The 501-nt window shown below is 39.5% G+C and carries 1 protein-coding gene; it reads left to right on the top strand.

The features are described from left to right. On the top strand, positions 1 to 501 hold a 501-nt coding region (locus HJP15_RS21665), incomplete at both ends, for a transposase (RefSeq protein WP_170174643.1).

Raw genomic sequence — 501 nt, forward strand, 5'->3', positions numbered from 1 at the left:
GCGATGTCTAAATTAACTCTAAACACGCTGGATAAAACCTTTTTTATCCAGCGTGGAATACAACGCGTGTTATTACAAGATGGCTCTTCATTTGCTCTACATGATGAATTAGCTCAGGTTTTTGCTGGTCGCTTTACTGCTGTAAGCCCTGCCGCAATCGAGTTGCATGTTACCTATGACCTATTTAACGAACAGCCTTGTGAAATAGATATTCGTCCTGATGTTGAAACTGAGCGAGCCTTTTTACCAGGTAGTCATACACTTGAAGATACGTTATTACTTGCTGATGCAGGGTATTTTGACTTAGATTACTTTGAGCAAGTATCCCAAGATGGCGGCTATTTTTTGGTCAGAGCAAATAAAAACATCAACCCAATCGTTACATCAGCTTATTGCGCGGGTATAGAACTCAAAGAGAAGAATATTAAACTCAAAACGTTACTCGATAAATTCGCAAGTCAACCACTTGAATTAACAGTACGTTGGAAGAAAAATGGACCC

Origin of the sequence: Pseudoalteromonas sp. NEC-BIFX-2020_002, from assembly GCF_013002825.1 — a bacterium.
GTDB classification, from domain to species: Bacteria; Pseudomonadota; Gammaproteobacteria; order Enterobacterales; family Alteromonadaceae; genus Pseudoalteromonas; species Pseudoalteromonas neustonica.